This is a genomic window from Stenotrophomonas sp. 99219_Sma (assembly GCF_056480785.1).
The window spans coordinates 2,636,193-2,659,336 of sequence record NZ_CM151117.1; the positions used below are offsets into that span (position 1 = coordinate 2,636,193).

Sequence of the window (23,144 nt, forward strand, 5' to 3'; positions counted from 1 at the left end):
ATACTTCACGGCACGACGCCGCATGCAGCGGCAAGGCCCGGAGGTTGCGATGAACACCACACGCCTGTTCGCCATTGCATTGACCACCGCTGCCGCGCTGGCCGCGGCACCGGCCTTCGCCGATCCGCCGCACCATGCGCGCGGCAACGGGCCACCGCCGCACGCCGGTGGCCCGCACAATCGTGATGCGCCGCCGCCAGGCTGGCAGAAGAAGGCCTGGCGCCGCGGCGAGCGCCTGCCATGGGCGGAAGTGGACCGCCGTTACTGGGTGGATGACTATGCGCGCTACCACCTGCGCGAGCCGGGCCGCGACCAGCGTTGGGTCCGGCAGTCCGATAGCGAGTACCTGTTGGTGGAGATTGCTACCGGGTTGATCATCGACGCGCTGCATCGTTGAATGAGGGGATCCGCCGGGGCACTGATGTAACGAAACGTCCCGACAGCATCCCCTTGTCCCCGGAAGCTGCAGATGCAGACATCAAGAGCACCACTCGCCCTCCTCGCGCTTCTGCTGTCAGCGTCGCCAGGCCATGCCGGCAACAACAGTCCAGCCCACAATCCAGCTGATGAAAAAGCCATCGAACAGGTGGTCGAATCGTTCCGCACTTCGCTGATCAACAAGGACAAGCCGACCTACATGGGCCTGTTCTTCTCCGACAAACCGGAAGACATCGGCTGGCAGTACGTCTCCGAGGATGTGCGCCTGCAGGACATCCGCAAAGCGAAGCCCGATGCGATCAAGGCACGGCAGATTCCCGCCAACAACTTCATCGCGCTGATCGACGGGGTCGTTGCGTCGCCGAAACCGAAGGAGGAGACATTCTCCAATACGAAGATCGAAACGGATGGCGATGTGGCCTCGGTGTCGTTTGACTACAGCTTCCACGACGATGGAGTGAAGACCAACTGGGGCAAGGAAATGTGGCAGCTGATCCGTACCGAACAGGGCTGGAAGATCTTCTCGGTGATCTATTCGATCCGCGATTCACGCAGCCCGGCCGAATGAGTGATCTGTCAGACTGGTGCCCACCGTTCGTCCATGCCAGCCAGACCCGATGACCCGGATTGCCGACCTCAACGCCGACCAGCTCGCCCACCACGCGCTCAACATCTTCATCGCCCAGGGCCGTCACGTGGAAGGCGCACGGGTGATCTACCGGGCGCTGCAGCTGGACCCGGACCATCCCGCTGCACTGCGCTGCCTGAGCGATTTCCTGGCCCACCAGGGCACCGAGCCGTTCGCAGCGGCCACGCTGGAGCACGCGCTGTCCGGCGCCGTTCCTCTGAATGACGATGCGCGCCGGATGCTGGATGACCTGCGCTTCCTCGACATCTGGTCCTGGGGATTCTCCCGGCACGTCTCCGGCGAAACCAACCTCAGCGGCGAAGCATTCAAGAACCGCGAGGATTTCGTGTTCGATGGCCCGGCCTATGCGGCCTTCCTCAACACGGTCACCGAGCCGGCCGGTTCGTTGGAGGGCGCCTTCCAGGCGGCCGTCCGCATCTGCGGGCTGATGTCCGGCCTGCTGCGCCACCCGGAGAAGGACAATCCGGCGTTCGATGATGTGCTGCGATCCTCCGCCTTCGTCGAGACCGAGGCGTACCCGGCATGGCTGGCCTCGCCGACGGACGATCTGGATGCCCTCGACCAGACCATCCAGGCGCAGCGCCAGGCCGGCTGAAGGAAAATCCAACGGGCGTCCGACGCTTTCCCGACGCCCGCCTGCACATCCTGTCGTGAGATCACTTCATGGCAGGACCGGCATGCAGCCACCCTCCCCCAAGGACAGCGGTAAATACCCGCATGGCAAGACCGGCCTTCGCCGCATCTTCTACACGCTGATCCATTCGCGCGACGGCTTCATCGCCACCTTCCGTGGCGAAGCCGCCTTCCGGCAGCTGTTGCTGCTGCATGCGCTGCTGATCGCCACCGCGTTCCTGCTGGACATCAGCCAGGTCGAACGCGCCGTGGTGCTGGCGGTCTGCTTCATCAGCCTGCTGGTGGAGCTGCTGAACTCGGCCATCGAAGCGGTGGTCGACCGCATCTCGCTTGACCACCACCCACTGTCCAAGAACGCCAAGGACATGGGCAGCGCCGCCCAGACCACAGCACTGCTGATGGTCGGCACGGTGTGGGGCGTGATCCTGCTGGGTTAGCTCGCGCCCGACCCGCCGGGCATGGCCCGGTGCCACAACGCCGCAGCCGCTAGCGCCAATGCGAGATCGCGAGCTTGGTCAACATGGTTGCGGCGATGGCCCAACCGAAGCTCAGCATGGTACCGATGATCACATATTCGGTGTGTGCCCGCGCCTGCCGGTCGGCGAAGCGCAGCACCGATTTGGCGGCCAGCATCAACCCCACGCCCTCCGGCTGGCCCAGCAGCAGGAACATGAAGATCAGGCCTCTTTCCAGCCGCCCGATATAGCGCCCTGCGGTCTGCATGCCCTTGTGATCGTCGCCCTGCACGGCTGCGGTCGTAGGCGCCGATTCGGCGCTTCCCATATTGAGTCCTGCCGTGAACGGCGCAAGCAGCTTCTCCACCAGGACGCCGCCGACGTTGACCACCAGGATCAAGCCGCTCGCGATCAACATGCCCTGATACATCAACAGTTGGACCTGGGTCGGGATCATCCCGTACCAGCCATTGCGGGCAACGTGAGGGAACATCAACGCGATCGACACGATGAAGGCGATATGCACCAACTGGTCAATGACGAATGCGTGCACGCCATCGGGGAGCCAATGCACCTTGATCCAGTCCATCACCGCATGGCTGAAACCGATGATGAGATAGACCCATGGGTTGATTGAACCGGTCAGCGCGGCGATGACGAGCAGCACCACTGCTACGTGCAGCAGCAGGCCATGCAGTTCCTGCTTGCGCGCGATCATCTTCGTGGTCTGAAGCACGAAATCGGCGACAAGGTGAGCAGTCAACAGTACGAGCAGCGATTCAAGCATGTCCTTTCTGCCTGTGAGTCCTTCCTGTGGCTCGCTTCGCGATAGCCAAGTCGCCGCCATAAGCAACGAAATTTAGTTGCTTAAGCCAAAGCAACGCTATTTAGTTGCTTTTCCAGAGCCGTGAACACTCCCGTACGGCTGCATCAGTGCACGTTCAGCCGCGGTGATCAGCTCCAGCAAGGCAAAGACACCAGCATCGTGATAGACCCGGTTAACCGATTGTCGGTGCCGGTTCAACGCATTGGCAGCTTCCAACTGCGAGGGGGCATCGGGGATCAGAAACAACGACGCCACCTCAGCCTGACTGCGTGTCCAGCGCGCGACAATAACATCGCAGGCAGACACCACTGCCGGTAACCAGTACAGATCCTCCCGTTGTACTGGCAGGGCTACGTCCATGTCCTGCGTGCGCCCCATGGATTCAAGCAACCGACCGGACAGCACGAATGCCTCACCCAGCGAACGCGACACCGCCTTCCGGTCCAATGCCTCTACCGTACCCAGTCCAATCGCGATCCGCGTGCGCGCCCGCGACTCCGACGCGGCAAGCTTGGCCTTGATCCAGGTCGCCAACCTCAGGAAACCGTGCGGCTGGGTGACCGCCAGCTGCCAGGCATCGCCCCGGTAGAACTCAGGGCCGACAATGCCCGGCAAAGGCCACTCCATGGCCTGGGCCACGGCAACGGAAATCACTTCACGGACGTCATCAATGGTGGCCGCGTCCATCTCCGTGGACTTGACCAAGTCGCCGGTAAGCACGGCAATCAGATCAGACGATGTATCGGGCATGTTCATACCTTGGGCTGCACAGGCTGTACCTCACAGGACATCTGCGGCTGGGCAGCGCCGGCCACATCTGTGCCGGGCCCGCTCAACGCCATTCTACCGTCGTAGCGGTTGATCACTGCCTGCAGCCTGCCCGCGCCAGCGACCTGCGGAAAATCCAGCCGATACAGGTTCGCCTCCACCTCCAGCTTGCCCGCGCGCGCGCTCGGACGGTTGACCCAGACCACCGACGCTTGGCCGGAGTCCAGGATCAACACCATCGGCGCCTGGGGCGTGGCGTTTGTGCTGCTGCAGGACAGCTGGATCACCCGCGGCGGCGTCAGATCGAGCGCCGACAGCTTGCATCCACCGAGTGCGGTCGTCGCCACCAGGACCGATACGAGTGATGGCCGGAGCAGAATCTTGGTCGTGGTCATCGCCCGATCGTAACCCGACAATCGATCCTATGACCCGGCGCATCGTGCAGGAACCTGCCGGGTCCGCTTGCACGTCCACGTGCCTTACTTCGTCAGGGCGAAATCCAGGCCTGCGCACACCGCCGCCACCTGCGCATCATTGCATTCCTGCGGGTTGGTGCGCGGGCTGTCCGGGTAGACCTCGGTGGTTGTGGCAAAGCGCGCGTCGGTGAAGCCGGCGCAGGCGCCGATCGAACGCGACTCACCCCAGACCACGCCTGGCGACTGCAGCGGCAGGCCGACCAGGTTGCCTTCGGCGTCTGCCGGGGCGATGTGAGTGACCGGGGCGACGGCGGTGATCAATGCCTTCTGGAACTCGGCCTGCGGATCTTCGCTGTTGCCGATCACGTAGAAGCCATCCGGAATGGTGTCGCGCTCGAACGGCTTGCCGTCGCGGGCGCAGCGCGCCGGATCGAACTCGTGCAGGTCGCTGTCGGTGGTCTCGTGCAGGTCCAGGTGCACCAGCAGGTTCGGCTTGCGCTCGGCCACCCAGCGCATCAGCGCGGCGGCTTCCTCGATCTGGCCGCCGTCACGGAAGCTGCGGTTCGGGTCGATGGCATCCGGGTTCCAGCGCTGGATGCGCTCGTAGCCCCACGGGCTGACGCACGGCGCCACGATCAGGTTCAGCCGGCCCAGGTAACGCTCGGCCTGCTGTTCCAGGAACTGCAGCGCGCCGTGCACGCCGCTGGTCTCGTAGCCATGCACGCCACCGGTGATCAACGCGGTCGGCAGCGCCGGGTTCCAGTCGTGGTTGACCACGGCGAACAGCGGGTAATGGTCAGGTGCATAGTCCAGCTGACCGTACTGGATCACATCGAAGCTGTCGTCCAGGCGTTCAAGGGCGGCCACCACGTCGTCGTGGTAGCTGCGCTGACGCTGCTGGCGCGCCCGCCACTGTGCGCGTTCCGCGTCGCCCCAGGGCTGTCCGGGGGTGCCGATCGGGTAGAACTGCGCAACAGTCATTGGGTACTCCAAGGGTCGAACGGGATGGGTGCAGCCGGTCATTCTAAGCCTTGTCGCGCCTGCGGGTCCCCTCCCCCCGCCCCGCCTTCATCCAGGCAGGGTCATCTGGTTGTAAAATCAACGGTTTTTGGCCCCTCACCCCTTGATGGCGAACGCAGCGCAGCCGGTCCTGGGTGGACCGGAATTCCTCCGCCTGCTCGCCCGTCTCAGCGACGGCGCGATGCCGGCCAGCAGTCCCGCCCTGACCGATCGCCTCGGCCAGTGGGTGGACTGGAGCCGTGCCGTGGCCCTGTCCGGGGCGCTCGGCGGACGCCTGCCCGAGCCGGGCGAGGCCACCGAAGCGGCCGGGGATGTGCTGGACGACTGCGCCCAGGCCCATGCCAGCCTGCTGGCCTCGATCAGTGAGGATGCCGAGGCCGAGCGCCTGCTGGACCTGGCCGAAGCCGCCGCCGCACCCAATTTCGCCTCGCTGCGCCAGCGCTACCGGGTGCTGCAGCAGGCCATCCAGACCGCCACCGGGCGCCTGCGCGGCCGCCTGCGCGACCAGCTGGTGCAGGTTTCACCCGAGCTGGCACGGCTGGCCGAGGTCGATGCGGTGATGGAACAGACCCTCACCCCGCGCGAGCACAGCCTGCTGGCCACTGCGCCGGCGGTGCTCGGCGCCCGCTTTGAACGCGTGCACGGCCAGCCCGGCTGGCGCGCGGCCTTCCGCCATGACATGCGCATCCTGCTGCTTGCCGAGCTGCAGCTGCGCTTCCACCCGATCGAAGGGCTGCAAGACGCCCTGCGCTCCCACTGACCGGAACACCATGTCCAGAACTGCTTTCCATGTCGTTGTTTTCCTTGTCGGCCTGCTGGCCGTGTGCTGGATCGGCATTGGCTACGTTTCGGTGCATCCGCTGGGTGCAGCGGTGGCGGCAATCATCGCGGCCTGCTACATCGCCGGTGGCGTGGAGCTGTACCGCTATCGGCAGGCCAGCAACGGCCTGCGCAGCGCGCTGAGCGATCTCTCCAGCGCGAAGGAAAGCCTTGCCCCCTGGCTGGAGCGCGTGCCGATGGGCCTGCGCAACGCCGTGCGCCTGCGCGTGGAAGGCGAGCGCACCGCCCTGCCCGCGCCGGTGCTGACCCCGTACCTGGTTGGCCTGCTGGTGCTGCTGGGCATGCTCGGCACCCTGCTGGGCATGATGGACACGCTGCGCGGCACTGGCCTGGCCCTGCAGAGCGCGACCGACATGGCCGCCATCCGCGGCTCGCTGGCCTCGCCGGTGCAGGGCCTGGCCGTGGCATTCGGCACCTCGATCGCCGGTGTGGCCAGCTCGGCCATGCTCGGCCTGCTGGCGGCGCTGCTGCGCCGTGACCGCCTGCAGGCCGTGCAGCAGCTGGACCGTGCCATTGCCGGCGACCTGCACCCGTACTCGCAGGCCTGGCAGCGCGCCGAATCGCTGCGCCTGCTGCAGGCACAATCTGCCGCGCTGCCGGCGCTGGTCGACCGCCTGCAGGCGATGACCAGCACCTTCGAACAGCACAGTGCGGCCGCCAATGAGCGCCTGCTTGCCGGCCAGGCCGAGTTCCTGACCCAGAGCCAGGCGCTGCAGGAACGCCTGGCGGTCTCGCTGCAGCAGTCGCTACGCGAAGGTGCCGAGGCCAGCGCCGCCGCCATCGGTGGCGCGCTGCAGCCGATGGCCGAGACCACGCTGGCCGGCCTGGCCCACCATGGTGAGGCGTTGCATGCGCGTGTCGAGCAGGCGGTGCAGCAGCAGCTGACTGGCCTGAGCGACGGTTTCGAGCGCAGCCGCGTCGCTACCGAAGCCAGCTGGGCCAAGGTGGTGAGCGAGCAGACCCAGGCACAACAGGCGCTGGTGAGTGATCTGCGCCAGCACCTGCAGGCCTTCAGCGATGGCCAGGGCACGCAGGCGGAAGCACTGGTCGCGCGCATTGGCGAGCGCCTGCAGGCCGATGCCAGCGGCAATGCCGAGGCCTGGCGCGCCGCCGCCGAACAGCAGCAGGCATTGAATACCGCGCTGGTCGAACGCCAGCAGCAGGCATTGCTGGCCACCAGCGAGCATCTGGACGCGCGTGCGCAGGCGCTGCTGCAGGCACTGGAACAGCATCACAGCGCCAGCCAGTCGCTGCTGCAGGATCATGAAGAGCAGCGCTCGCAGCAGTGGCAGGCCGCGCAGGCCGCCGCCGCGACCGCGCACGCCGAACTGCAGGCCAGCCTGGACAGCCGCGAGCAGCAGCGCCAGGCACGCTGGGATGCGGTCAGTGCCGAACTGCAGCAGGCCCACGCCGCGCTGCAGGCCCAGCTGCAGGCCGGCGACGAACAGCGCCTGCAGCGCTGGAGCGATGCCCTGCAGCACGTTTCCACGGAGCTGGCCGAACGCCTGCAGGCCAACGGCGAACGCCTAGCCGCGCAGCAGCAGCAGGTCTGCGACACGTTGGCCGAGACCGCACAGCAGATCGGCGAGAACGGTCGCGCGCAGGCCAGCGCCACGCTGGCCGAAGTGTCCACCCTGCTGCAGACCGCGGCCGCTGCACCGAAGGCCGCCGCCGACGTCATCAACGAGCTGCGCAGCACGCTCTCCGAGAGCCTGGTGCGCGACAACGCGATGCTGGAAGAACGCGGCCGGCTGCTGGCCACCGTGCAGACCCTGCTGGATGCGATCAACCATGCCTCGCACGAACAGCGCACCGCCGTGGACGCGCTGGTCGGTGGTTCGGCCGAGCTGCTGGAACGCGTCGGCAACCGCTTCACCGACCATATCGCCGCCGAGACCGGCAAGCTGGATGGCATTGCCGCAGCGCTCAGAGGCAGCGCCGGTGACGTCGGCCAGCTGGCTGGCGCCTTCGGCGATGCGGTTGCGCAGTTCGGCAGCGCCTCCACCGAGTTGTCCGGCCGCCTGGAACAGATCGGCGGCGCACTGGATGCCTCGCTGGCGCGCAGCGACGAGCAGCTGGCCTACTACGTGGCGCAGGCGCGCGAGGTGGTCGACCTCAGCCTGCTGTCGCAGAAGCAGGTGATGGAAGAACTGCAGCAGCTGGCCGCGCGCCGCGGCAAGGCCGGCAGCGCATGAGCGACGAGCTGGAGGTCGACGGCGGCTCACACGCCCCGATCTGGGCCGCCTTTGGCGACCTGATGTCGGTGCTGCTGGGTGCGTTCGTGCTGATACTCGTCGGTGTGGTCGCCGTGCAGCTGGAGCTGTCGCAGCGGCTGGACCAGGAAGTGAAGCAGCGCCAGGCCGAAGCCAAGCGCCTGCAGACCCTGGAACAGGCACTGGCCGGCCCGTTGGCCGCCGGTCGCGTGACCTTGGTCGATGGCCGCATCGGTATCAGCGGCAGCGTGCTGTTCGCACTGAACTCCGACCAGCTGCAGCCGGAAGGCCAGGAGCTGCTGCGCAGCCTGGCCGCGCCGCTGGCCGCCTACCTGGGCACGCGCGAAGAGATCCTGATGGTCAGCGGCTTCACCGATGACGCGCCGGTACGCGAAGGCAACCGGCGTTTCGCCGACAACTGGGAGCTGTCGGCGCAGCGGTCGCTGACCGTGACCCGCACGTTGATTGCCGATGGCGTACCGGCCGATGCGGTGTTTGCCGCCGCGTTCGGCAGCGAGCAGCCGGTCAGCTCCAATGCCAGCGAAGATGGCCGCGCGCGCAACCGTCGCGTGGAAATTGCGCCGATTGCCAAGCCCAAGGCCGCGGATGCCAAGTAAGCCGCCCGCACTGGATGGCCTGCGCGCACTGGTGCGCGATCTCGATGCAGGATCGCGTTCGCTGCCGCATTACCCGCAGGTGCCGATGCTGCAGCAGGTGCAGCGCGAGTGGTCGGAACTGCGCAGCGAACTACAGGTACGCCGCTCGCTGCGCACCGAGGCCCCGGCCGATGGCGGTCCGCTGAATTCGGCGGTACTGGTGCAGCGCATGCTGGACACGATGCAGGCGACCAGCCCTGGCTACCTGCGGCATTTCATCGACTACGTGGACACCCTATCCTGGCTGCAGGCGCTGCAGGATGGTGCCGCCAGCGGTGCAGATACCGCGAAGCCGAAGCGTACGCGCAAGCCGCGCAACGCGGGCTGATCGCGCGTTGATGCCAACCTCGTTCGGCACCCCTGGATACGACAATCCTGTTCCGCGCTCCTGGTAGACGCCAACCTTGGTTGGCGCTCCACCAACGATGCCGCGCATGCCAACCAAGGTTGGCATCTACCAATGCACGCGTCGGCATGCACGCGTGTAGCGGTGTCACCAGACAGTCATCTGTCTAGCGCACCATTTTCACGTTGACCCACGGCGCCTGCAGCGCCACCGGTCGCATCGCTTGTCTCCCCTTTTGAACTCCATGAGCTCCGCGCCCGTGCGGTGGCTCGTGCCTGCCTGAGTGTCCGTAACATGACGAAGACTTTGTTGGCCGCTGCGCTGTCGATCGCGCTCGCTCCCGCGGCTTGGGCGCAGGATGCTGCCCCGACCTCCACTGGCACGTCCGCCACCGATCTCGATGCGGTTTCGGTGATCGGCAGCGGTGAAGCGCGCCAGGTGCAGCGCATCACCCGCGAGAACCTCGACATCCTGCCGCCGGGCACCAGCCTGCAGAAGACGCTCAATCTACTGCCTGGCGTCAACGCGCAATCGGCCGATGCGCTGGGCACCAACGAGCAGTCGATGACACTGAGCCTGCGCGGCTTCAACTCCACCCGTCTCGGTTACACGCTCGACGGCGTGCCGCTGGGCGACGGCGCGTACAACAACTACAACGGCCTGACCATCAACCGTGCGCTGATCAGCGAGAACATGGCCGGCGCGGAACTGGCGGTGGGCATCGGCAGCCTCGGCACGCCGTCCACCAGCAACCTCGGCGGCACCATCTCGTATACCTCTGACCGCCCGGCCCAGGAGTTGGGTGGCCGCGTGGTGCAGACCTTCGGCAGCGATGCCAACCGCCGCACCTTCGTGCGCGTGGACAGCGGCGAGTACAACGGCTTCTCCGGCTATGTTTCCGGCATGAATGCCGTCTCCGATCTGTGGAACGACCAGACCGCCTACAACAAATCCACCACCAAGCAGTTCAACGCCAAGGGCGTGTGGAACTTTGGCCGCGGCCAGATCACCGGTTTCGTCGATACCTCGCGCACCACCCAGGCGGACTACTTCTACCTGTCCAAGGACGAGATGTCGCGCGGCCTGGGCTGGGACTGGGGCGGCTACGCGCCGGACTGGAACAAGGCGGTGGCCAAGGCCTACTGCAACACCGCCAGCTTCAATGCGAAGAAGTGCGACAGCAGCGGCCCGGACAAGGATGCCGATGGTGCCTTCACCGCCGGCCAGATCCTGCGTGACGACAACCTGTACTACCTGGCCGGCGACTTCTTCCTGGCCGATGGCTTCAGCCTGCGCGCCCTGGCCTACCACCACGATGACCGCGGCGAAGGCCACAACTGGAACAGCGGCGCGTGGTCGAACAAGGGCACCGCGCAGGAGATTCCGATCATCTTCCGCAACACCATCTACACCATCGACCGCGATGGCGGCACGCTGTCGTTCGACTGGGAGCTGGGCGCGCACCGCATCGAAGGCGGCGTCTGGTACGAGCGCAACACCAGCAGCGCCGAGCGCTACCAGACCGCCGTGGACGGCCCGCGTGACCTGAGTGGCATGAACACCCTGCCCTCAGACGTCGGCGTGTTTGCCCAACGCACCCGCTGGAAGACTCACCAGTTCTTCCTGAAGGACACCTGGCGCCTGCTCGATGACCGCCTGACTCTGGAGTTCGGGGCCAAGAGCCCGCACGCCACCTCCGATGCACAAGCGCTGCCGGGCGATGCGAAGACGCCGATCTCGCCGACCTCGAACAACCAGTTCGCCACCGGTTCGTTGAAGGCCAGCAAGAATTTCCTGCCCAGCGTTGGTGCCAACTTCCGCCTGGCCGAGCACCACGAGATCTTCGCCAGCTACGCCGAGAACATCGCCATGTTCCAGGGCGGCTTCAAGCTCGGTCCGCAGGCGGTCAGCCAGGCGACCTGGAACGCTCAGGGCAACCTGAAGCCGGAGGAGTCACGCTCGCTGGAAGCCGGCTACCGCTTCGTCACCGATACCCTGCAGGCCTCGATCGCGGCCTACAGCGTGCGCTTCGACAACCGCCTGCTGCAGTACAACCCCTGTGATTCGCGCCAGCCGGTGGGCCCGACCTGCGGCAACCGCTTCTACAACGTCGGCGGCGTCGACAGCCGCGGTGCCGAGCTGACCGTGCTGTGGACCCCGAACGAGCACTTCAGCTGGTACACCTCGGCCTCGCTGAACCGTTCGACCTACGCTTCCAACTACGTGCAGGCCGGTGTGGAGCAGCAGATCAAGGGCAAGATCCAGACCGACACGCCCAAGCAGCTGCTGGCCACCGAGATCACCTGGCGCGACAACGGCTGGTTCGCCAGCCTGCGTGGCAAGTACACCGGCGAGCGCTTCTACACCTACACCAACGACCAGGGCTTCGGCGGCTTCACCGTATTCGACCTGGCCGGTGGCTATGACTTCGGGCAGGTCGGCTTCGCCAAGGGCATGCGCCTGTCGTTCAACGTGACCAACCTGACCAACAAGCGCTACGCCAGCAACCTGGATTCGAGCGTGTTCGCACCCAGCGACCCGGCCGGCAAGCTGTACGTGTTCCATGCCTCGGCACCGCGCCAGGTGTTCGGTACGATCGACCTTCGCTTCTGATCGACCACCCGGAGTCCACCGATGCTCGCGACCGCCCTGCTGCTGGCCACCCTCTCCGCCAGCGGATACTCCGCTCCGCATGAGGCAACGGGTGCACCACCGCGCACCCTGCAGCTGGGCGGTCGTACCTATGTCGACAAGGGCCTGGTCGCCGCCGGGCGATTGCCCGCGGGCACGGTGGACTTCCTCGGCGACACGCTGGGCTCGTTCTCGTCGCTGGCGGTGCAGCCCGGCACCTGGAAGCGCACCACCAAGGGCTACGAAGGCGTGCTCTGGACACTGCCCGACCGCGGTCGTAATGATCCCGAGGCCGGCCTGTTCTACGACTACGCCGGCCGCGTGGAACGCATGCAGCTGCGTATCGACGTTTCCCCTGGCAAGCCCAGTGCGCTCGGCACGCTGACGATGGTGCCGGACAGGGGCGTGGTGCTGAAGGACTTCAACGGTCAGCCGTTCACCGGTGCCGACCCGGGGGACCACACGATCACGCAGCGCGAGGTGGTGCTGCCCTCGCCCGCCAGCGGCGCAGGCGCGGGCAAGGTCTCGCTGGATGCCGAGTCGCTGCAGTTCACCGCCGATGGCCACTTCTACATCGGCGACGAGTACACCGCCAACGTCTACTACTTCGATGCGCATGGTCAGCTGCAGGGTGTGATCGTGGCGCCGCCGGCGATCCGTCCGCAGCGCGATGGCAAGCCAGCCTTTGGTTCGCTGGCGGCGCCGCAGACTGGGCGCCACAACAACCAGGGCGTGGAAGGCATGGGCCTGTCCCCCGACGGTACCCGCCTGTTCGTGGCCCTTCAGAGCGCGACGCTGCAGGACAGCGCAAAAGGCAACGCGGCCGGGCGCATCAACACCCGCGTGCTGGTCTACGACGTGACGGCCTCGCCGACGCCGCAGCAACCGATCGGCCATTACGTGATGGCCCTGCCCGCCTATGCACACGACGGCAAGGGCAAGCTGGACCGTACCGCCGCGCAGAGCGAGCTGCGTGCACTGGATGCCCACCGCTTCCTGCTGCTGGCCCGCGATGGCAACGGTCTGGGCAAGGACGGCGATGACCCGATCGTCTACAAGTCGGTGCTGCTGGTGGATGTGGCCGATGCCAGCAACCTGGCAGGAAGCAACTATGAGTCCGGTACGGCCTCGGTGCTGGCCGACCCGGCGGGCACCGTGTTGAAGGACGGCATCGTGCCCGCACGCAGCGACGAACTGCTGAACCTGCTCGACCGCCCGCAGCTGGCGCGTGCCGGCCTTGACCTGGACACCAAGCGCGGCCCGCATGCCGGGCTGCTCTCGGAAAAGTGGGAAGCCATGGACGTACTGCCAGCGCTGGACCCGCAGCATCCGAACGACATGCTGTTGCTGATCGGCAACGACAACGACTTCATCGCCCGCCGCTGCCGCATGCAGGGCCAATCCTGCGACAGCGCGTACGACAACGACAACCGTGTGCTGGTGTACCGACTGACCCTGCCCTGAGACGTCGCCGGGCATGGCCCGGCGCTACCGGAATAACCCGATACACCCTGTAGAGTCGAGCCATGCTCGACTCATGCCGCAAGGCAGTCGAGCATGGCTCGACTCTACAAAGCTCACCCGCGCAGGGTGGCGCCGCCGTCCACGTACAGGTCGCTCATCGCCACGTGCCCTGCCTGCTCGGAGAGCAGGAACATCACCGAGTGCGCGATGTCTTCCGGGGTGGCCAGCTTGCGCAGCGGGATGCCGGCCTTGTAGGTCTCCAGACTGCCGGCAATCACCCGCTCGGCACCGTGCTCGTCCTGCCACATGCCGGTCTGCATCGGGGTCAGCGTTGAACCCGGGGCGACGATATTGCAGCGGATGCCCAGCGGCGCCAGCTCCAGCCCGAGGCAGCGGGTGAACATCGTGGCGGCGGCCTTGGACGCGGCATAGGCGGCCATGCCGTGCCGCGGCACGCCGGCGGCGTTCGAACTGACGGTGACGATCGCGCCCTGACCACGCGGTGACATCACCCGCGCCAGCGCACGCCCAACATGGAACACGCCATCCGCATTGACTGCGAACACCCGGCGCCAGTCGGCATCTGTTGTCTCAGTAACGGCACCCACCTGCAGAACCCCGGCCACGCTAGCGGCGAGGCCGATCGGCCCAATGCTGGCTTCTACACGATCCACCAGTGCATCCACCGCCGCGCTGTCGGTCACATCGAGGGCAAATGCCTGCACACGTGCATCCGCGACCACGGGCGCCTCGCGATCGGTTGCCACCACCGTGCAGCCGGCCTCGGCCAACAGCCGTACCAGGGCCTCGCCGATGCCGCCGGCGGCGCCGGTCACCAGTGCCACGCGACCTTCAAAGCCGGTCAACTGCATGTTGCGATCTCCTGTTGCTCATCCCAGTGGCGCAGGCGCGCCGACAACCACGGTGCCAGCTGCGCCACCGCATCGCGTCCGGTCAGCTCGGCATGCAGGAACGGCAGTTCCAGCGCCTGCACCTTGCGCGCGTGCGTGCGCCACAACGCCGACTGCAGCTGCGGCCGCGTCTGATGATCCCGACCAGCGCGCACGTGCACCAGCGTGCCGTCGAACGGTTGGTGGATGTGTTCGCGGATCAACCGGTTGGTGCCGGTCACCGCACGCACCACGCCATCGAGCACTACATCCGGCAGACTGCCGAGCGCACTACCACCGCGACGCAGGAAGGCAAGAATGCGTTCACGGCTGTCCAGCTCCGGATGCGCCTCCGGGTCATGGCCTGCAATCGCCAGCAGCGCACGCAATGCGGCGATGGCATCGGGTTCCGGCTCAGCCCGCCAGCATTCGCTGGGGTAGGCGTCGAGCAGCACCAGTTCACCGACTTCACGCCCGATTTCATGCAGACGCACCGCCATCGCCTGGGCGAGGATGCCGCCCACCGACCAGCCCAGCAGATGCACCGGTCCCTTCGGTTGCAGCGTGACCACCCGCTGCACATAGTCATTGGCCATGGCTTCGATGCTGGACGGCAACGGTTGCTTCGGATCCAGCGCGGGCGACTGCAGGCCATATACCGGGCGTGCCGGCTGCAAGGCGCGCGCCAGCGTTCGGTAGTTCCAGGCGATGCCACCGGCCGGGTGCAGCACGAACAACGGAGTGGGCCCATCAGCGTCAGTCGCAGCCAGCGAGATCACCGGGCCCAATGCGTGGTCGGCCAGCACCGGCGGCTCCTCAATACGCGTTGCCAGTGCGGCCACGGTCGGCTGTTCGAACAAGGCACCAAGGCCGAGGTCGCAGCGCCAGCGTTGTTCGATCGCCAGCAGCAGGTGCACCGCGGACAGCGAGTCGCCGCCGAGGCTGAAGAAGTCCGCATCGACCGCCACGGGCGCTTCACGCCCGAGTGCCTGGGCAAACAGCACCGCCAGCTCCTGTTCCAGCGGCGTGCGCGGCGCCAGTCCGGCAATCTCGTTCTGCGGCGGCTTCGGCAACGCGTTGCGGTCGAGCTTGCCGTTGGCGGTCACCGGCCACTGATCCACGCCAACGAACGCCGACGGCACCATGTAGTCCGGCACGCGCGTGGCCAGGTGGCTGCGCAGCATCACGGCATCGGCAAGCGCCGCTGGCACATAGGCCACCAGCCGGGCATCGCCCGGCGTGTCCTGGCGCAGCAGCACCTCCACCCGATCCATGCCCGGCAGCTCGCGCAATGCCGCTTCAATTTCACCGAGCTCGATGCGCAGGCCGCGCAGCTTCACCTGGTGGTCGCTGCGGCCCAGGTATTCGACTGCGCCGTCGCTCCGCCAACGCCCCACGTCGCCGGTGCGGTAGATGCGCTCCCCTGGCAGGAAGGGATCGGCCAGGAAGCGTTCGGCGGTCAGGTCATCGCGGCCGAGATAGCCACGCGCCAGCTGCACGCCGCCCAGATACAGGTCGCCCGGCACACCCACCGGCAGCGGCTGCATCCGCGCGTCAAGCACGTACAGGCGTGTGTTCCAGACCGGGAAGCCGATCGGTACCGGCCGTGAGCGGTCCTGCGCCGAGGCCGGCCAGTAGCTCACGTCCACTGCCGCTTCGGTCGGGCCATACAGGTTGTGCAGTTCGGCCTGCACGCGCCCATGGAAACGATCGCGCAGCGATGCGTCCAGCGCCTCGCCACTGGTGAACACGCGGCGCAGCTGCAGGCCTTCGGAGGCCGGCGCGGCAAGGAACGCGTCGAGCATCGACGGCACGAAATGTGCGATGGTGATGTCGTGGGCACGCACAAGCCGTGCCAGCTCGGTCGGATCACGATGCGCGTCCGGACCCGCCACCACCAGCGTCGCGCCGCACAGCAGCGGCAGGAAGAATTCCCAGACCGAAACATCGAAGGTCGCCGGGGTCTTCTGCAGAACACGGTCATCGGAACGGATGCCGTAGTGCTCGCGCATCCACAGCAGGCGATTGACGATGGCACGGTGCTCGATGACCACGCCCTTCGGCTCGCCGGTCGAACCGGAGGTATAGATCACATAGGCTGCATCGCTGGGCGCCGGATCGGCCCACGGTGCTGCGAAACTCAGCGCGGTCCATTGATCGGGGGCAAGCACCGGCACGCCGTCCATGCGCGCCGATACCTCTGCCGCAGCCAGTACGCACGCCGGCTGCGCCGAGGAGAGAATGCGCGCGAGGCGCTCATCGGGATGGGCAAGATCCAGCGGCAGGTAGGCAGCGCCCGCACGCAGGACCGCCACCAGCGAGATCACCAATTCCAGCGAGCGTGGCAGCGCCACCGCCACTACGCTGCCAGGCCCAACACCCATCGAGCGCAGCTGCGCGGCCAGTGCGAAGCTGCGCACCTCCAGCGTGGCGTGGTCCAGCTCGGCATCGCCGAAGACCAGCGCGGGCGCGTGCGGATCACGGTCCATGCCCTGCTGCAGCAGTTCAACCAACGTGGTGGGTGGCAGCGCATGTGCAGTGGCATTGAAAGCATGCACCACCTGCTGCGCTTCTGCGACGGTGGCCAGCGGCACCGCCGCGATGTCTCCGGCCTCCAGCGCCGCCGATACGAAATGCAGCAACCGGGTCGCGTGCGCCTCGACATCCTCCCGACTGTACAACGCGGGATTGGCTTCGATCTCCAGGTCCAGCAGGTGCTGGCCATCGCCACGGAAACCCAGCGTCAGATCATCCACCGGACCGGTGCACAGCACCTCCAGCGTCGCCTGCACGCCGTTCAGTGCCAGTGGCTTGTAGAACGGCTGCACATTCACCAGCGGACCGTGCAGGCGCTGCTGCGCGCCCACCAGGCCCAGGTCGCGGCGCAACTGCTCGCCACGGTAGCGGCCGTGCTTGCGGCCCTGGCTGAGCTGCCGGCCCAATGCCCGGGTAAACGCCTCGACACTGCCCTCGCCGGCCGCCACCCGCAGCGGCAGCACATTCATCACCATCGCCGGCACCCGCGCCGATGCGTTGCCGAGCCGCCCCATGTAGGGCACCCCCAGCACCACTTCATCGGCGGCGCTCATCCGCCGCAGGTACTCGGCCGACAACGCGGCCAGCACATCCGGCCAGGGCTGCAGCCAACGCACCGATGCCTGCAGCAGCTGCTCACGGAATGCAGCATCGAGCGGCTGCACCCAGCGCAGCGCGTCGTCACTGGCCGCGAGCGTACCGGCCAGGCCCGCGCCCGCCGGCGCGCCCTGCATCTGCTCGCGCCACCACTGCCCGGCCTGCGTGCGACGCGGGTCGGCACGATAGGTGGCATCATCGGCCAGCACGCCCGCCAGTCCCGGCAGTGCCTCACCCGCACGACCGGCATACAAGGCGCATACGCGATCAGTGAACAGCGCCATGCCATAGCCATCGGCTGCAAGGTGATGCACACGCAGATACCAGACCCAGCGCTGCCCACCCAGATCGAACAACACCTGCTGGCTTATGCGGTCGCGGGTCGGATCGACCGCGCTGAGCCGGTCGGCCTGCATCACGGCACGCGCCGCCGATGCCGGCTCGGCCTCGACGGATAGATCACGCAGCGAAAGCAACGGCACGTGTGCCGGGTCATGCCACTGCAGCGGCTGACCATCGCCCCCCTCGGCAAACCGCAGTGCGAAGGCCTCGGTTTCAACCGCCGCCCGGTTGGCAGCCGCCATGAATGCGGCCACGTCCAGCGCACCCTCGATCCACACGGCATGCGCGGTATTGAACGACGGACTCTCCGGTGCCAGCCGCTGCGCGAACCACAGTCCGGCCTGGGCCTCGGTCAGTGCCACCGGTGTGGCCAGCACAGCGACGTTCATGCGTTCTGCGCGGCCTGCAGCGTCTGCACCACACCCCACCACTGGCGCAGCGTGGTGTGTTCGGCCAACTGCGAGAACTCCAGCGGCAACCCGGTGTTGCCCCAGGCCAGGACCAGGCCGAGCATGCGCATCGAGTCCAGGTCCAGATCGATCAGGTTGTCGTCGTCACCGATCTCTGCCGGCGTGCACTCCAGCACCCGCGCAACGTCGGCACGCATCCGCTCCAGATCCAGCGCATCACCCGTGGCAGCCATCACAGCACCTCCAGCAACTGATCGGTGGTCATCGGCACGCCACAGGTGCGTGCGATCCAGTGCAGCGCCTGATCGTGATCGGCACGCGAAAAGTCCGCCACCGCATCGGCGGCGATGAAGGCCTCGATGTCACGCTGGAACGCCTCCACCACGGTCGCGGTGCAGCCGATATGCGCGTACACGCCGGTCACCAGCAGCTGGTCGCGGCCACGCACCCGCATCAGCGTCTCCAGGTTGCTGCGCTGGAACGCGCTGTAGCGGTGCTTCACCAGCACGTGCTCACCCGGCTGCGGTGCCAGCGCCTCGATGATCGGTTCATGGTCGGCGCTGCGGCGCATTCCGGGCCCCCACAGATCGGCCTGCAGGCCACGGTCACGGCGATCCTGCTCGCCATGCTGGGCGGTGTAGAACACGGGAATGCCGTGCGCGCGGCAATGCGCCAGCAGGCGCACGATATTGTCCACCGCCGGCCGCAGCGGCGTACTACCGGCGTCGAATGCCGCCAGGAAGTAGCGCTGCATGTCATGCACCAGCAGCGCAATACGATCACGCTGCGGGCGCCACGGGCCACGGGCCTGCGGCAGTTCGGCGGCGGTCGGCAAGGGGTAATCGGTGATACGGGGCAGCGCCATCAGCGCGTTCCTCCTGTCTGTTGCAGATGACGCGCACGCAGCTGCGCACGCAGTTCGCGGCGGCTGATCTTGCCGACCGCGGTAGTATCGAAACTGTCGACGAACACGACCTGGTCCGGCACCTTGAACGCCGCCAGGCCGCGCGTACGCATCCAGGCTTTCAGTGCCGGCGCCTTGATCGGCTCCCCCTGCTGGATCACGAACGCGCAGCTGCGCTCACCGAGATACTCGTCGGGAATGGAGACCACGGCGGCGTCGAACACGCCGGGGTGGGCCAGCAGGTGATCTTCAATCTCCTCGGCGGAGATCTTCTCGCCCGCGCGGTTGATGTGGTCACCGGCACGGCCCTGCACCACCAGATAGCCGCCGGGCAACTGCTGCACGCGGTCACCGGTTCGGTAGAAACCGTCGTCGGTGAACGAGCGCGCGTTGGCCACCGCATCGTTGTGATAGCCACGGATGGTGTACGGGCCGCGGGTCAGCAGATGGCCCACTTCGCCTTCGGCCACCGGCTGGTCGTGGTCATCGACCACGCGCACTTCGTCGTCCGGACTGATCGGACGGCCCTGGCAGGCCACGATCAGTTCCTCCGGATCATCCAGGCGGGTGTAGTTGACCAGGCCTTCGGCCATCCCGAACACCTGCTGCAGGGTACAGCCCAGACCGTCGATCACCCGCCGCGCAGCTTCCGGCACCAGCTTGGCGCCGCCCACCTGCAGTACCTGCAGGCTGGACAGATCGTGCGGAGTGGTTGCCGCCGCCTGCGCCCACAGCAGCGCCAGCGGCGGCACCAGTCCGCAGCAGGTCACCTGTTCGCGGGCGATCAGCGGGAAGGCCGCATCCGGGCCGGGACCTGGGCTGAGCACCACGCGGGCGCCGGCATACAGCGCACCGAAGAAGCCGGGCGAACTCATCGGGAAGTTGTGCGCGGCCGGCAGCGCGACCAGGTAGACGCTGTCGCGGTCGATGCCGCAGAGGTCATTGCTGGCGCGGAACGAGTAGATGTAGTCGTCGTGCGTGCGCGGGATCAGCTTGGACAGGCCGGTGCTGCCACCGGAGATCTGCAGGAACGCCACCGACTGCGGATCCGGGTCGGCCGGCAGCTCGCTGCGATCGCCCTGCAGCGCCTGCAGCGCGGTGAACTCCGCCGCATCGCCATCGATGACCACGTGGCGCAGCGCCGGCACCTCGGCCTGCAGCGCCCGCGCCAGCCCGCGATGATCAAAGCCATCGTGCAGGTCGGCAGTGATGTAGGCACTGGCCTCGGCCTTGTTGGCGAAGTGCACCAGCTCGGTGAAGCGATGCGCCGGCAACGCGTATACCGGCACCAGACCCGCACGGAACAGACCACAGACCGTGGTGATGAAGCCTGCGGTGTTGCCCAGCTGCACCAGCACCCGCTCACCGGGCTGCAGGCCGAGTGCCAGCAGTCCGGAACCAATGCGACCGGCTTCGTGCCACAGCTGCGCGTAGCTCAGGCGGACATCACCGGCGACCACCGCGATGTCATCCGCATAGCGTTCCGCGCGCTCGCGCAGGAATGCCGGGAAGGTCTCGCCGCGCCAGTGACCGGCCTCGCGATAGCGCGCCGCCAGCGCATCGGGCCATACCTGCTTCAGTGGCAGGCGGGAGGAATCAATGGAGGTAGTCATGCGGCAGGCTCGATGACGGGCGCGGATTCATGGACACCCAGCGCGTTCAACAGGGCAGCGAACTTCGCCGCGGTTTCGGCCACCTCGGCCTCGGGTTCCGATTCGGCGACGATGCCGGCACCGGCATACAAGCGCAGCTGCGTGCCCTGCAGGCGTGCGCAGCGGATCGCCACGTACCAGTCGCCGTCGCCCTGCGCATCCAGCCAGCCCACGGCGCCGGCGTAGAAGCCGCGCGGCACCGGTTCCAGTTCGCGGATGCGCTGCAGTGCCGCCAGCCGCGGCGTACCGCAGACCGCCGGCGTGGGGTGCAGCTGTGCCAGCAGTTCGGCGGCAGACGTCTGCGGATCCTTCAGGGTGGCATGGATCCGGGTGCCCAGGTGCCACATGCTGGCGGTGGCATGCAGCACCGGCCGTGGCTGTGCATCGATGTGGCTGCAGTACGGTGCCAGGCCCTCGACGATGGCGTCCACCACATGGCGATGCTCGTCATGGTCCTTGGTCGAGGCCAGCAGCGCCTGCGCGGCACGCTCGTCCTCGGCAGCATCGGCGCTGCGGCGTGCTGACCCGGCGAGCGGATGCGACAGCAGTTCGGCACCGCGCTTGCGCAGCAGCAGTTCCGGGGTTGCCCCCACCAGCCACGCCGGCGCCTGGCCCAGCTCCACCGGCAACGGCACCGCGTAGGTCGCCACCGACGGATCCGCGCCCAGGCGTGCCAGCAGCACGTCCGGCGACAGCGCCTGGCGGGTGCGTGCCAACAGGCTGCGCGCCAGCACCACCTTGTGCAGGTTCTGCTCGGGCGCACGCAGGACCTGCACCGCCGCGGCAACCGCTGACGCATAGTCCTGCGGCACAGGCTCGGCCCGCAGGGCGCCGTCCAGCGGCGGTGCGGCCTGCGGTTGCAATGCCAGCGCAGGCAACAGGCGCTCGGGCTGGTACAACGCATCGTCCGCACGCGGTTCGAACGGCACCGCGCCAACCAACAGGCCCGGACCACCGCGCTGCTGGGCAAAGAACTCCGAAACGCGCTCTGCCAGCGTCGCCAGTGCACCGACCGGCAGCGCGGCGCGGCACCCGCGTGCGTGCACGTGCTGGCCCGCATGCTGCAGCAGGAACAGCGACGCGTCGTCGGTGTTCTCCTGCGGCGCTGGCGCAGCCTCTGGCCACGCGCCCTGCATCAGGGAATCGTTCATGGGGTCTCCTTCATCCGATGCGCTGCGACCAGCGCGCACAGCAACAGCAGCAGCGCGCCCACCAGCAGGTAAGGCAGGCTGGGCCCGCCGCGATACAACAGCGTGCCGAGCATCGGCCCGGCCACCATGCCCAGCCCCTGCGCGGCCGCCACCGTGCCGGCCGCGGCGCCCTGCTCGTGCGCCTCCACCGCATCGGCGGCCAGCGCCTGGAACGAGGGGAATACGAAACCCATGCCGAACGCGGCCAGCGCGTACGCCGCCGGCAACTGCCAGGCCTGCTGCACGCCCGCCACCGAAGCGAAGCCGATGCCGGAAATGAGCGCGCCGAGGACGATCCAGCGGCGTGGATGTACCTCCAGCCTCATCACCAGCGCCTGCGCCAGGATCAGGCCGACGCCAACCGCTGTGAGTGCAATGCCGGCCATGCGCGCGCCCGCCGCTGCATCCAGGCCGAGGCGGTCGATCGCGAAGAAGCCGACCGTGACCTGCGCGATGGTCACCGAGACCATGGCGATGAACGCCGCCAGCTGTGGCAGGCGCAGGCGCGGGTCGAGACGGCTCATCGGCTGGCGGCGTTGCGCAGAAGCGCTCTCCACCGGCGGTGTGGCCGGCAACCGCCACGCCAGCAATGCCAGCGCAAGCAGCGGCAACAATGCGGCCACATACAGCGCCAGCGACAGATTCGTATAGGCCAGCCAGCCAGCGGCGGCCGGGCCAAGCACCATCCCCAGTGCGTTGGCGCTGCCCAGGCGGGCGAGGAATTTCGCACGCTGCCCGGTCGGTGCCTTGTCAGCGATCAGCGCGGCAGCGGTAGGAGGCACCGCGGCGTAGAACAGGCCAATCAGGCCACGCGCACCGACCAGCACCAGCACCGATACCAATACAGGCGGCACCGCCTGCAGAGCCACGTCGATGAACACCGCCAGCGCGATGTAGACCACGGTGTAGGCACTCATCGCCAGCATCAGCACGCGCTTGCGGCCGATGCGGTCGCTGAGCTGGCCCCACGGGCGCGCGGCCAGCATCCACAACACACCGGCGGCGGTGACCGAGAGGCCGGCATGCCACTCGGACAAGCCGAGCATGCGGACCACCGGGCCGATCACGGCGACGAAGGACATCATCGCCATGGTGCCGATCAGGGCAGCCAACACCAGCGCCGGCAAGCCGGGAACGACGGGACGTGCGTGCATGAAACACCAGCCGTAACAGGAAAGGATGGCCGGGTGCGTCTGTACGCCCCCGCCCGGCATCAGTCCTGCTCAGGGCCCGATGCCATCCTCAAATGATAACGGCTCGTATTTGCAT

Annotated in this window: 21 protein-coding genes; 10 read left to right on the top strand and 11 right to left on the bottom strand. The window is 67.2% G+C overall.

Features of this window, described 5'->3' with window-relative positions; genetic code table 11:
* The first annotated feature begins 49 nt into the window (after nucleotides 1–49).
* From ACZK13_RS12100 to ACZK13_RS12115, 4 genes are all read left to right on the top strand, one after another.
* Nucleotides 50–397 (top strand): RcnB family protein, encoded by a 348-nt coding sequence (locus ACZK13_RS12100; RefSeq protein ID WP_253145074.1) that lies wholly within the window; start codon nucleotides 50–52, stop codon nucleotides 395–397.
* Nucleotides 398–469: 72 nt separating this feature from the next.
* Nucleotides 470–1,006, top strand: a complete 537-nt coding sequence (locus ACZK13_RS12105; protein WP_253145064.1) for a Cif family virulence factor — start codon at nucleotides 470–472, stop codon at nucleotides 1,004–1,006.
* A 49-nt stretch (nucleotides 1,007–1,055) separates the two neighbouring features.
* A complete protein-coding gene (locus ACZK13_RS12110) occupies nucleotides 1,056–1,682 on the top strand; it encodes a hypothetical protein (protein ID WP_253145055.1) in 627 nt (208 codons plus the stop codon).
* Between the two features lie 82 nt (nucleotides 1,683–1,764).
* Nucleotides 1,765–2,157: a diacylglycerol kinase gene (locus ACZK13_RS12115; RefSeq protein WP_032129972.1), complete on the top strand. Its 393-nt coding sequence runs from the start codon at nucleotides 1,765–1,767 to the stop codon at nucleotides 2,155–2,157.
* 49 nt (nucleotides 2,158–2,206) lie between these two features.
* Here ACZK13_RS12115 and ACZK13_RS12120 read toward each other — a convergent pair whose 3' ends face one another.
* The 4 genes from ACZK13_RS12120 to ACZK13_RS12135 form a co-directional block, all read right to left on the bottom strand.
* Nucleotides 2,207–2,962 carry a DUF3307 domain-containing protein gene (locus tag ACZK13_RS12120; RefSeq protein WP_253145053.1) on the bottom strand — a complete coding sequence of 252 codons (756 nt, stop codon included), beginning with the start codon at nucleotides 2,960–2,962 and terminating at the stop codon, nucleotides 2,207–2,209.
* Nucleotides 2,963–3,058: 96 nt separating this feature from the next.
* Nucleotides 3,059–3,751 (bottom strand): hypothetical protein, encoded by a 693-nt coding sequence (locus ACZK13_RS12125; RefSeq protein ID WP_180838520.1) that lies wholly within the window; start codon nucleotides 3,749–3,751, stop codon nucleotides 3,059–3,061.
* Nucleotides 3,752–3,753: 2 nt separating this feature from the next.
* Nucleotides 3,754–4,164 carry a hypothetical protein gene (locus ACZK13_RS12130; RefSeq protein WP_253145051.1) on the bottom strand — a complete coding sequence of 137 codons (411 nt, stop codon included), beginning with the start codon at nucleotides 4,162–4,164 and terminating at the stop codon, nucleotides 3,754–3,756.
* An 84-nt stretch (nucleotides 4,165–4,248) separates the two neighbouring features.
* Entirely contained in the window at nucleotides 4,249–5,166 is a 918-nt protein-coding gene (locus tag ACZK13_RS12135) for a M14 family metallopeptidase (protein WP_125895728.1), read from the bottom strand.
* Between the two features lie 145 nt (nucleotides 5,167–5,311).
* Between ACZK13_RS12135 and ACZK13_RS12140 the strand changes: the two genes are divergently transcribed.
* The 6 genes from ACZK13_RS12140 to ACZK13_RS12165 all read left to right on the top strand — a co-directional run bounded on the left by ACZK13_RS12140 (nucleotide 5,312) and on the right by ACZK13_RS12165 (nucleotide 13,355).
* The gene (locus ACZK13_RS12140; protein WP_125895727.1) at nucleotides 5,312–5,965 is read left to right on the top strand and encodes a DUF3348 family protein; all 654 of its coding nucleotides are present in this window, start codon (nucleotides 5,312–5,314) and stop codon (nucleotides 5,963–5,965) included.
* Nucleotides 5,966–5,975: 10 nt separating this feature from the next.
* Complete coding sequence (locus ACZK13_RS12145; protein ID WP_180838521.1) at nucleotides 5,976–8,240, top strand: DUF802 domain-containing protein; 2,265 nt, start codon at nucleotides 5,976–5,978, stop codon at nucleotides 8,238–8,240.
* The gene (locus ACZK13_RS12150) at nucleotides 8,237–8,875 is read left to right on the top strand and encodes an OmpA family protein (RefSeq protein WP_071227907.1); all 639 of its coding nucleotides are present in this window, start codon (nucleotides 8,237–8,239) and stop codon (nucleotides 8,873–8,875) included. The genes ACZK13_RS12145 and ACZK13_RS12150 overlap by 4 nt, the downstream gene beginning before the upstream one ends.
* Entirely contained in the window at nucleotides 8,865–9,242 is a 378-nt protein-coding gene (locus ACZK13_RS12155; RefSeq protein WP_253145048.1) for a DUF2894 domain-containing protein, read from the top strand. The genes ACZK13_RS12150 and ACZK13_RS12155 overlap by 11 nt, the downstream gene beginning before the upstream one ends.
* A 312-nt stretch (nucleotides 9,243–9,554) precedes the next feature.
* Entirely contained in the window at nucleotides 9,555–11,873 is a 2,319-nt protein-coding gene (locus tag ACZK13_RS12160) for a TonB-dependent receptor (protein WP_253145047.1), read from the top strand.
* A 21-nt stretch (nucleotides 11,874–11,894) separates the two neighbouring features.
* Complete coding sequence (locus ACZK13_RS12165) at nucleotides 11,895–13,355, top strand: esterase-like activity of phytase family protein (RefSeq protein ID WP_253145045.1); 1,461 nt, start codon at nucleotides 11,895–11,897, stop codon at nucleotides 13,353–13,355.
* A 113-nt stretch (nucleotides 13,356–13,468) separates the two neighbouring features.
* On the opposite strand, the gene ACZK13_RS12170 is transcribed toward ACZK13_RS12165, so the two are convergent.
* Genes ACZK13_RS12170 through ACZK13_RS12200 form a run of 7 tightly spaced genes read right to left on the bottom strand, consistent with a single transcriptional unit; the run spans nucleotide 13,469 to nucleotide 23,029 of the window.
* Nucleotides 13,469–14,227 carry a 2,3-dihydro-2,3-dihydroxybenzoate dehydrogenase gene (locus ACZK13_RS12170; RefSeq protein WP_253145043.1) on the bottom strand — a complete coding sequence of 253 codons (759 nt, stop codon included), beginning with the start codon at nucleotides 14,225–14,227 and terminating at the stop codon, nucleotides 13,469–13,471.
* Nucleotides 14,218–18,108 (bottom strand): amino acid adenylation domain-containing protein, encoded by a 3,891-nt coding sequence (locus ACZK13_RS12175; protein ID WP_478481719.1) that lies wholly within the window; start codon nucleotides 18,106–18,108, stop codon nucleotides 14,218–14,220. The genes ACZK13_RS12170 and ACZK13_RS12175 overlap by 10 nt, the downstream gene beginning before the upstream one ends.
* Nucleotides 18,105–18,362, bottom strand: a complete 258-nt coding sequence (locus ACZK13_RS12180; RefSeq protein WP_180844389.1) for a phosphopantetheine-binding protein — start codon at nucleotides 18,360–18,362, stop codon at nucleotides 18,105–18,107. The genes ACZK13_RS12175 and ACZK13_RS12180 overlap by 4 nt, the downstream gene beginning before the upstream one ends.
* Nucleotides 18,362–18,994, bottom strand: a complete 633-nt coding sequence (locus ACZK13_RS12185; RefSeq protein ID WP_253145040.1) for an isochorismatase family protein — start codon at nucleotides 18,992–18,994, stop codon at nucleotides 18,362–18,364. Before ACZK13_RS12185 ends, ACZK13_RS12180 begins: the two co-directional genes overlap by 1 nt.
* Nucleotides 18,994–20,646: a (2,3-dihydroxybenzoyl)adenylate synthase gene (locus ACZK13_RS12190; protein WP_253145038.1), complete on the bottom strand. Its 1,653-nt coding sequence runs from the start codon at nucleotides 20,644–20,646 to the stop codon at nucleotides 18,994–18,996. The genes ACZK13_RS12185 and ACZK13_RS12190 overlap by 1 nt, the downstream gene beginning before the upstream one ends.
* Nucleotides 20,643–21,836: an isochorismate synthase gene (locus ACZK13_RS12195; protein WP_253145036.1), complete on the bottom strand. Its 1,194-nt coding sequence runs from the start codon at nucleotides 21,834–21,836 to the stop codon at nucleotides 20,643–20,645. Before ACZK13_RS12195 ends, ACZK13_RS12190 begins: the two co-directional genes overlap by 4 nt.
* Entirely contained in the window at nucleotides 21,833–23,029 is a 1,197-nt protein-coding gene (locus ACZK13_RS12200; RefSeq protein WP_253145034.1) for an MFS transporter, read from the bottom strand. The genes ACZK13_RS12195 and ACZK13_RS12200 overlap by 4 nt, the downstream gene beginning before the upstream one ends.
* Nucleotides 23,030–23,144: the final 115 nt, after the last annotated feature.

Coding starts and splice junctions, on each gene's coding strand:
- ACZK13_RS12100 (WP_253145074.1), top strand. CDS start 50: ATGAACACCACACGCCTGTTCGCCATTGCATTGACCACCGCTGCCGCG.
- ACZK13_RS12105 (WP_253145064.1), top strand. CDS start 470: ATGCAGACATCAAGAGCACCACTCGCCCTCCTCGCGCTTCTGCTGTCA.
- ACZK13_RS12110 (WP_253145055.1), top strand. CDS start 1,056: ATGACCCGGATTGCCGACCTCAACGCCGACCAGCTCGCCCACCACGCG.
- ACZK13_RS12115 (WP_032129972.1), top strand. CDS start 1,765: ATGCAGCCACCCTCCCCCAAGGACAGCGGTAAATACCCGCATGGCAAG.
- ACZK13_RS12120 (WP_253145053.1), bottom strand. CDS start 2,962: ATGCTTGAATCGCTGCTCGTACTGTTGACTGCTCACCTTGTCGCCGAT.
- ACZK13_RS12125 (WP_180838520.1), bottom strand. CDS start 3,751: ATGCCCGATACATCGTCTGATCTGATTGCCGTGCTTACCGGCGACTTG.
- ACZK13_RS12130 (WP_253145051.1), bottom strand. CDS start 4,164: ATGACCACGACCAAGATTCTGCTCCGGCCATCACTCGTATCGGTCCTG.
- ACZK13_RS12135 (WP_125895728.1), bottom strand. CDS start 5,166: ATGACTGTTGCGCAGTTCTACCCGATCGGCACCCCCGGACAGCCCTGG.
- ACZK13_RS12140 (WP_125895727.1), top strand. CDS start 5,312: ATGGCGAACGCAGCGCAGCCGGTCCTGGGTGGACCGGAATTCCTCCGC.
- ACZK13_RS12145 (WP_180838521.1), top strand. CDS start 5,976: ATGTCCAGAACTGCTTTCCATGTCGTTGTTTTCCTTGTCGGCCTGCTG.
- ACZK13_RS12150 (WP_071227907.1), top strand. CDS start 8,237: ATGAGCGACGAGCTGGAGGTCGACGGCGGCTCACACGCCCCGATCTGG.
- ACZK13_RS12155 (WP_253145048.1), top strand. CDS start 8,865: ATGCCAAGTAAGCCGCCCGCACTGGATGGCCTGCGCGCACTGGTGCGC.
- ACZK13_RS12160 (WP_253145047.1), top strand. CDS start 9,555: ATGACGAAGACTTTGTTGGCCGCTGCGCTGTCGATCGCGCTCGCTCCC.
- ACZK13_RS12165 (WP_253145045.1), top strand. CDS start 11,895: ATGCTCGCGACCGCCCTGCTGCTGGCCACCCTCTCCGCCAGCGGATAC.
- ACZK13_RS12170 (WP_253145043.1), bottom strand. CDS start 14,227: ATGCAGTTGACCGGCTTTGAAGGTCGCGTGGCACTGGTGACCGGCGCC.
- ACZK13_RS12175 (WP_478481719.1), bottom strand. CDS start 18,108: ATGAACGTCGCTGTGCTGGCCACACCGGTGGCACTGACCGAGGCCCAG.
- ACZK13_RS12180 (WP_180844389.1), bottom strand. CDS start 18,362: ATGGCTGCCACGGGTGATGCGCTGGATCTGGAGCGGATGCGTGCCGAC.
- ACZK13_RS12185 (WP_253145040.1), bottom strand. CDS start 18,994: ATGGCGCTGCCCCGTATCACCGATTACCCCTTGCCGACCGCCGCCGAA.
- ACZK13_RS12190 (WP_253145038.1), bottom strand. CDS start 20,646: ATGACTACCTCCATTGATTCCTCCCGCCTGCCACTGAAGCAGGTATGG.
- ACZK13_RS12195 (WP_253145036.1), bottom strand. CDS start 21,836: ATGAACGATTCCCTGATGCAGGGCGCGTGGCCAGAGGCTGCGCCAGCG.
- ACZK13_RS12200 (WP_253145034.1), bottom strand. CDS start 23,029: ATGCACGCACGTCCCGTCGTTCCCGGCTTGCCGGCGCTGGTGTTGGCT.